At 50.2% G+C, this 799-nt stretch carries 2 protein-coding genes; both read right to left on the minus strand.

Going from position 1 to position 799, the window contains the following annotated elements; genetic code table 11:
* On the minus strand, positions 1–185 hold a 185-nt coding region (locus BGK46_RS02530; protein ID WP_175418628.1), incomplete at its 3' end, for a hypothetical protein.
* Between the two features lie 184 nt (positions 186–369).
* Positions 370–799, minus strand: a 430-nt coding sequence (locus BGK46_RS17550; protein WP_175418629.1) for a hypothetical protein, incomplete at its 5' end; no start/stop codon positions are given.

Genomic DNA, 799 nt, shown 5'->3' on the forward strand with positions numbered 1-799 from the left:
TTCCTTTTTTTTCTCTCCCTACCTTTTCTCTTCCCCCTCTTTCCTTTTCCCCTCCCTTTTCTCTTCCTTCCCCCTTTTTTCCCTCTCCTTCCCTTCCCTCCCTCCTCCCCTTTCTCTATTTCTACAAAACCTCTTCTCCCCAGGTCCCCCCTCTTCCCCTTCCCCCCCCTCCATTCCCTTCCCATATCTCTCTTCTTCCCCTCCCCCCCCCTTCTCCCCTCCCCTCCTTCCTCCCCGATAGTCCATACCAGCTTCTATCCCTCACTCTTAACCCTCCCCCACCCCCTCGCCATCACCAATTACATCTTTCTCTTCCTCCTCCCCTCTCTTCCTTCTCCCTCTCTTCTCTCTCTCCTTCTTTCGGTGATGTCACCACTCTCCCTCCTCTTCCTCTTCCTCTTCCCCCCTCCCTCTTCTCTCCTTTCCTTTTCCCCTTCCTCTTCCTCTCTCTCTCCCCTTTCTCCCTTTCCTTCTTCTCTTTTCTTCCTTTCTCTTTCTCATCTTCGCTTTTCCTTCCTTTTCCTCTTTCTTCTTCCTCCCTTTCCTTCCTCTCGCTCTCTTTTTCCCTCCTCCTCTCTCCTTTTTTCCTTCTTCTCTTTTTTCTTTTCCCTTCCTCCCCCCTTCCTGTTCCTTTTTACCTTCCCTTTTTTTTTCTTTCTTCTTTCCCCCTGCTTTCCTTCCTTCTTTTCTCCCCTTCCTCTTTCCTCTTTCCCTTCTCTTTTCTCTTTTTCCCCCTCTTTTGTTCCCTCTCTTTCTCCTCTTCTCTCCTCTTCTTCTTCTCCCCCCCCCTCTTTTCCAT

It is taken from the genome of Salinivibrio sp. SS2 (assembly GCF_001722075.1).
GTDB classification, from domain to species: domain Bacteria; phylum Pseudomonadota; class Gammaproteobacteria; order Enterobacterales; family Vibrionaceae; genus Salinivibrio; species Salinivibrio proteolyticus.